The organism is Morganella sp. HSTU-ASny43, from assembly GCF_022819185.1.
Lineage (GTDB): Bacteria > Pseudomonadota > Gammaproteobacteria > Enterobacterales > Enterobacteriaceae > Morganella > Morganella morganii.
The window spans coordinates 1-7319 of sequence record NZ_WSPG01000052.1 but is presented as its reverse complement, the minus strand read 5'-3'; the positions used below and the strand labels follow the sequence as shown (position 1 = coordinate 7319).

Annotated in this window: 6 protein-coding genes and 1 tRNA gene; all 7 read left to right on the top strand. The window is 47.8% G+C overall.

Annotated elements, in window-relative coordinates; all coding sequences use genetic code 11:
• The first annotated feature begins 473 nt into the window (after nucleotides 1–473).
• Nucleotides 474–1460, top strand: coding sequence for a bifunctional threonine ammonia-lyase/L-serine ammonia-lyase TdcB (tdcB, locus tag GN208_RS17375; RefSeq protein ID WP_004240287.1), 987 nt, complete (start codon nucleotides 474–476; stop codon nucleotides 1458–1460).
• A 32-nt stretch (nucleotides 1461–1492) separates the two neighbouring features.
• Nucleotides 1493–2821 (top strand): threonine/serine transporter TdcC, encoded by a 1329-nt coding sequence (gene tdcC, locus GN208_RS17370; RefSeq protein ID WP_004904012.1) that lies wholly within the window; start codon nucleotides 1493–1495, stop codon nucleotides 2819–2821.
• A gap of 146 nt (nucleotides 2822–2967) precedes the next feature.
• Nucleotides 2968–3588 (top strand): nitroreductase family protein, encoded by a 621-nt coding sequence (locus GN208_RS17365; RefSeq protein ID WP_004240289.1) that lies wholly within the window; start codon nucleotides 2968–2970, stop codon nucleotides 3586–3588.
• 217 nt (nucleotides 3589–3805) lie between these two features.
• Nucleotides 3806–4465: a response regulator gene (locus GN208_RS17360; RefSeq protein ID WP_004240290.1), complete on the top strand. Its 660-nt coding sequence runs from the start codon at nucleotides 3806–3808 to the stop codon at nucleotides 4463–4465.
• Between the two features lie 33 nt (nucleotides 4466–4498).
• A complete protein-coding gene (uvrC, locus tag GN208_RS17355; RefSeq protein WP_004240292.1) occupies nucleotides 4499–6346 on the top strand; it encodes an excinuclease ABC subunit UvrC in 1848 nt (615 codons plus the stop codon).
• A gap of 208 nt (nucleotides 6347–6554) precedes the next feature.
• The gene (gene pgsA, locus GN208_RS17350; protein WP_004240294.1) at nucleotides 6555–7103 is read left to right on the top strand and encodes a CDP-diacylglycerol--glycerol-3-phosphate 3-phosphatidyltransferase; all 549 of its coding nucleotides are present in this window, start codon (nucleotides 6555–6557) and stop codon (nucleotides 7101–7103) included.
• 142 nt (nucleotides 7104–7245) lie between these two features.
• Nucleotides 7246–7318: transfer RNA gene (locus GN208_RS17345), tRNA-Gly, on the top strand.
• Nucleotide 7319 lies beyond the last annotated feature (1 nt).

Below are 7319 nucleotides of genomic sequence, written 5' to 3'. Positions count from 1 at the left end.
TAGACAGATATAATATTTATAGTGATTTGAATCACATTGCATTTTTAGGATTGTTAAAAAAATCAGGATATTTTGCTGTAAGATGGGGCCTTGGTAAGATTAATTTTTGTCAAAATACATGCCCTTTTTTACGTGGCGGGATCATTTATACGTCTTTTTACGCAGTGATTCTTTAACAATAATGCAGCATTGATAACAAAAAATGGGAAAAAGATTGCGTTGCGCAACCAAATGTTAATCCGATTGCTGTTATTTAACAAATAATCAACATTAAGTCATTTTCATTTAACTTGAAATGAAATATAAAACATTAAAAAAGACAGAAAACCGAAAGAAGTTTGGATTGGATCACACGTTGAGAAAGTTTTTCGGGAATATTTTAAAAATATGATTTGAAATACAGTTGTTTTTAAATTTGTCGGTATAGTTAGACTCAATTTTAATATATATAAAAAGATAGGACGAGGTTTGTCATGATTACATACGATCTGCCGGTAACCATTAAAGATATCATTGATGCACAAAAAACCATCAGAGGACATGTCTATAAAACGGGTATGCCGAAGTCCAATTATTTAAGTGAAAAGTGCAACGGCACAATCCACTTAAAATTTGAGAACATGCAGCGCACAGGTTCATTTAAACTCCGTGGTGCATTTAACAAGTTAAGTTCGCTGACACCAGAAGAAAGAGCACAGGGCATCGTTGCCTGCTCAGCCGGTAACCATGCTCAGGGCGTTTCTTTATCCTGCGCTATGTTAGGTATCAACGGCAAAGTTGTTATGCCTACCGGTGCACCAAAATCCAAAATTGCAGCAACCTCAGATTACTCTGCGGAAGTTGTTCTGCACGGTAATAACTTCAATGACACGATTGCTAAAGCAAGAGAGATCATTGAGCAGGAAGGCCGTATCTTTATCCCGCCATACGATGACGAAAAAGTGATCGCAGGCCAGGGGACTATCGGTCTGGAAATCCTTGAAGATCTGTATGACGTCGATAACGTTATCGTTCCAATCGGCGGCGGCGGTCTGATTGCCGGTGTTGCAGTTGCTCTGAAATCCATCAACCCGACTATTAATGTGATCGGTGTCCAATCTGAAAACGTTCATGGTATGGAAGCATCATATCGTGCTGGTAAAATCACGACCCATCGTGATGCCGGTACTGTGGCAGATGGTTGTGATGTTTCGACTCCGGGCAGTATCACGTATGACATCGTGAAAGAGCTGGTGACAGACATCATTCTGGTAACAGAAGAAGAAATCCGCGAAAGCATGATTGCGTTAATCCAGCGCAACAAAGTAGTGACCGAAGGTGCCGGTGCACTGGCGTCTGCTGCGATTCTTAGCGGGAAACTGAAAAAATATATCGAACACAAGAAGACAGTCAGCATCATTTCCGGCGGGAACATTGACCTGACTCGTATCTCTGAAATTATTGGTACCCACGAAAAATAATATTTGCATAGTCTTTTAAAAGGAAAAGCAACATGAGTACTGACAAAACCCAGATTCCGGCTGAGTATAAAAGCTGGCGTAAATCGGACACGACCTGGACACTCGGTCTGTTCGGTACTGCTATAGGTGCAGGGGTACTATTCTTCCCGATCCGTGCCGGTTACGGTGGCCTGATCCCGATTCTGATCATGCTGGTTCTGGCATATCCGATTGCGTTCTTATGTCACCGTGCATTAGCACGTTTATGTCTGTCAGGCAAAAATCCGTCAGGCGATATCACAGAAACTGTTGAAGAGCACTTTGGTAAAGGCGGTGGTGTTGTTATCACTTTCCTGTACTTCTTCGCAATCTGTCCGCTCCTGTGGATCTACGGCGTAACCATCACCAATACCTTTATGGCATTCTGGGAACAGCAGCTGGGCATGATGCCGCTGAACCGGGGTGTGGTTGCACTGATTCTGCTGTTAGCAATGGCTGTCATTATTTACTTCGGTAAAGATCTGATGGTCCGCGTCATGAGCTACCTGGTATTCCCGTTCATTGCCAGCCTGGTGCTGTTATCTCTGGCTCTGATCCCTTACTGGAACACAGCCGTATTTGAAAGCGTGAACGCAGACAGCTTCCAGCTGTTCGGTCACAGCGGTATCCTGGTAACAGTATGGCTGGGTATTTCCATCATGGTGTTCTCTTTCAACTTCTCACCAATCGTATCTTCTTTCGTGGTATCAAAACGTGAAGAATACGAAGCGGCGTGCGGTAAAGATTTCACCGAGCAGAAAGTTAACAAAATCATCTCCCGCGCAGGTTTACTGATGGTGGGTGTGGTTATGTTCTTCGCATTCAGCTGCCTGTTCGCGCTGTCTCCGGCTAACATGGCTGAAGCGAAAGAGATGAACGTTCCTGTTCTGACTTACCTGGCTTACCACTTCAACAACGTGGGCGGCGCTAACGGTACTCTGGCGACTATCCTGGTCTGGGCTGCACCAATCATTGCACTGGTTGCAATCTTCAAATCCTTCTTCGGTCACTACCTGGGTACTCTGGAAGGTATGAACGGTCTGTTACTGAAATTTGCGTTCGGTGGCGACAAAAACAAAGTCAGCGTTGGTAAACTGAACCTGATCTCTATGGTGTTCATCATGGGTTCTACCTGGTTCATCGCTTACATCAACCCGAACATCCTGGACCTGATTGAAGCAATGGGTGCACCAATCATCGCATCACTGCTGTGCTTACTGCCAATGTATGCTGTTAACCGCGTACCGGCTCTGAGCAAATACAAAGGTCAGGCATCTAACTACTTTGTTACCATCATCGGTCTGCTGACCATCGGTAACATCGTGTTCAAACTGTTCGTATAATTCTGCTGACAGTTAATGACTGAAAACCCGCACTCACCGGAGTGCGGGTTTTTTTTGCGTTGTAATCGTGACCCCGCATCCGGAATCAAATTCATGTTATGGTAAATAAATCATCCGGATAATAAATGGAATAAACAGGAGTCTGTATGAATGTTATTGATGCCGTGCGTCAGCGCAGAGCAACCAAGAAGTTTGATCCTGATTTTGTGATCCCGCTTAACGAGAAGAAAGCACTACTGTCACTGGCGATGGAAAATGCCCCGAGTGCCTTTAACCTTCAGCACTGGCGGCCGCTGCTGGTGGAGGATCCGGCACAACGCCGCAATATCCGCAAAGTGGGCTGGGATCAGCCGCAGATGACGGACGCCTCCATGCTGGTGATTTTATGCGGTGATGTGGCAGCCTGGAGTTCCCGTCCCCGTGAAATCTGGCGTGATGCCGACCCGCTGGTGCGGGATTTTATGGTCAATGCGGTTGATAACTACTATCGCGGTAAACCGGAAACCCAGCGTGATGAAATTATGCGCAGTGCCGGTATTTTTGCCCAGACGCTGATGCTGCTGGCAAAAGCGCAGGGCTATGACAGTTGTCCGATGGACGGATTTGATTTTAATGCGGTGGCTGAAGTCATTGATCTGCCGGAAAACTATGAAATCTGCCTGATGGTGGCGATTGGTAAATCCGCCGGTGAGCCTTATCCGCGTATCGGTAAACTGCCTTTTGATCAACTGGTCAGCATTGACCGTTTTCATCCTGATATGCCGTAACATTATCTGCCTGTCTCCGGCTGCTGTCTCCCGGCAGCCGTCTCCTTTCATGTCCTCTGTTTCTGTTGAATCATCACTGCAATCAATTTTTAGTCGTGAGATATATTTATAATATTCAGCCTGTTACCGGAAGAATGTCATCTTTATTAAATAACGGTTTAACCAGGCCTTGTATAATTTACGGTAAATTTATTGAAAATTCAGAAAGGAGTTCTGTGTGATTTCAGTATTGGTGGCAAATTCGAATGAATTTTACCGTGCAGGGATTGGTGCCATTATCACGGCAACACCGGGTATGAAAATGGCGGGGGAGGTCAGGGACAGCACCGGTGCAGTGCGCTGGTGCCGTGATAATCATGCGGATGTGGCATTGCTTGATATCGGTTTTCCGGTGATGAGCGGCCTGGAAGCTGCAAAAAAAATCACCCGCTATACCTCAGAAACCAAAGTGATTATCCTGACAGATGAACACAGCCTGATCTCACCGTATAAAGTGATGAACAGCGGTGCGGCGGGGTATTTGTATCAGAGCAGTGACCGTGAGGATTTACTGCACGCCATCCGGATTATCAGCCGGGGCCAGCGCTATGTGGCACCGGATATCGCCCAGCAGACCATTCTTGACACCCGCCTGCATGCACATGACAGCAATCCGCTGGATAAACTGAGTCACCAGGAGCGCCAGGTGATGGTTATGATAGCGCAGGGCATCAAAGTCACACAAATTGCCGACAAAATGTGTCTCAGCAGCAAGACGGTGAACAGTTATAGATATAGAATATTTAATAAGCTGAATATTAATGGTGATATTAAACTCACCCATCTGGCACTGCGCTACGGACTGATCCATATTGACAGCGTGGTGCCGGATGAATGAATAAACACTGAGAGCAGAGAGTTTGTACCCTGTATGGAAAAAGCGGTTGTAACTGAATTCGATGCGAAAGCATTTTTAAAAACTGTGACCAGCCAGCCCGGTGTATACCGGATGTATGATGCTGAAGGCACAGTGATTTATGTCGGGAAAGCCAAAGATTTGAAAAAACGGCTTTCCAGCTACTTCCGTACGCAGGTTTCGGGAAAAAAAACCGAGCAGCTGGTTAAGAATATTGCTCAGATAGATGTCACAGTGACGCACACGGAAACAGAAGCGTTGCTGCTGGAACACACCTATATCAAAAAATATCAGCCGCGTTACAACGTGTTGTTGCGCGATGATAAATCCTATCCGTATATCTATCTGAGCAGCAATGACAAACACCCGCGGCTGGCTGTTCACCGCGGGGCCAAACACGCCAAAGGGGAATACTTCGGGCCGTTCCCGAACGCCTATGCCGTGCGTGAAACGCTGGCGCTGATGCAGAAACTGTTCCCCGTCCGTCAGTGTGAGGACAGCGTCTACCGCAACCGCTCCCGCCCGTGTCTGCAATACCAGATTGGCCGCTGTCTGGGGCCGTGTGTCAAAGGACTGGTAAGTGATGAGGATTATGACAGAGAAGTGAACCTGGTCCGCCTGTTCCTGGAAGGTAAAGATCAGCAGGTGCTGACAGAACTGGTGGAAAAAATGGAGCAGGCCAGTCAGGCACTGCGTTTTGAAGAGGCTGCCCGGCTGCGGGATCAGATTCAGGCTGTCCGGGCTGTCACTGAAAAACAGTTTGTTACCGGTTCCGGAGATGACCTGGATGTCGTGGGTGTTTATTTTGATGCCGGTCTGGCCTGTATTCATGTCCTGTTTATCCGCAACGGCCGCGTGCAGGGGAGCCGCAGTTACTTCCCGAAAGTCCCGGCAGGTACTGAACCGGACGAAATCGTACAAACTTTTATCGGCCAGTTTTATCTCCAGGGCAGTGAGAACCGCTCATTACCGGATGATATTCTGCTGGATTTCCCGTTACCGGAAAAAGAGATTATGGAAGAAACCCTGTCTCAGTTTGCCGGCCGGCGGATCCTTATCCAGCCGAAACCGCGCGGCGACCGTGCCCGTTATCTGAAGCTGGCACACACCAATGCCGTGACCGCGCTGATGACAAAACGGGCGCAGCAATCCACTATCGCGACACGTATGAAAGCCCTGTCAGAACTGACCGGCATTGAAACCATCAATCGTATGGAATGTTTTGATATCAGCCATACCATGGGAGATCAGACGGTAGCTTCCTGTGTGGTTTTTGACAGCAACGGGCCGGTGAAATCGGAATACCGCCGTTACAATATCACCGGTATCACGCCCGGGGATGACTATGCGGCGATGGATCAGGTGCTGCACCGCCGCTACGGCAAACATATCGGCAATGAAAAAATCCCCGATATTATTTTTATCGACGGCGGTAAAGGCCAGCTCGGTAAAGCGATTGAAGCCTTTGACGGCCTGGACGTGGACTGGGATAAAAACAGACCGAAACTGATCGGCGTGGCAAAGGGCAGTGACCGCAAAGCGGGTCTGGAAACCCTCTTTTTTGCCGCCTCCGGGGAAGGGATGGCGCTGCCGCCGGACTCACCGGCACTGCATGTGATCCAGCATATCCGTGACGAATCCCACAACCATGCGATCACCGGTCACCGGCAACGCAGGGCAAAAGTTAAAAACACCAGTGCGCTGGAATCGATAGAAGGTATCGGGCCGAAACGGCGGCAGATGCTGCTCAAATACATGGGCGGATTACAGCCGCTGCGTAACGCCAGCATCGATGAAATCGCCAAAGTCCCGACTATCTCGTATGCACTGGCGGAAAAAATTTTCCATGCACTTAAGCATTAATAAACAGGGCTTATCTGTGCGGCGGATAAGAGAATTTTTTCAATAACAGCGGTGAGTTATCTGTAACTGTGGTAGTATGATGTTATCCGGTAGGATTGCGCAGAACCTGAAAATCACGCAACAGGCCCCGGAATCAGCGGGGCGGTAATATGTGCCGGCAGATGCGCAAGCGGCTTTTTCATCTGACTTATAAAATAATGGCTCCGTTATGCGATTAAATATCCCTACATGGCTGACTCTGTTTCGCGTTATCCTGATACCGTTCTTTGTCCTCGCCTTCTATTTGCCGTTCAGCTGGGCACCTGTTGTCAGCGCCGCTATTTTTGTCATTGCTGCGATGACAGACTGGTTTGATGGTTTTCTTGCCCGTCGTTTAAAACAAACCACCCGTTTCGGGGCCTTTCTGGATCCTGTCGCTGATAAAGTGATGGTGGCGACCGCTCTGGTGCTGGTAACAGAATACTATGCGGTCTGGTGGATAACGCTGCCTGCTATCACAATGATTGCCCGTGAAATTATTATTTCATCACTGCGTGAATGGATGGCTGAGCTGGGCAAGCGCAACAGCGTTGCGGTTTCCTGGATGGGTAAAGTCAAAACCACGGCACAAATGGTGGCACTGGTGGGGCTTATCTGGCGGCCGAATGACCTGACGGAAATTGCTGCTTTCATCCTTTTCTACATTGCAATGATCCTGACTTTCTGGTCTATGTTCCAATATTTACGCGCTGCATGGGCGGATTTGAGTGAAGCCTGATCGATATGCTGTAAAAAACAGCGAACGATCATTTTTCATGAATTAAGCGGTTGACTCACAGCGTGAAATCAGTAGAATGCAACGCATCCGAACGACACAGCGGTTTGCGAAAACAAATAAGTAAATCAGTAAGTTCAGAGATGCGGGAATAGCTCAGTTGGTAGAGCACGACCTTGCCAAGGTCGGGGTCGCGAGTTCGAGTCTCGTTTCCCGCTC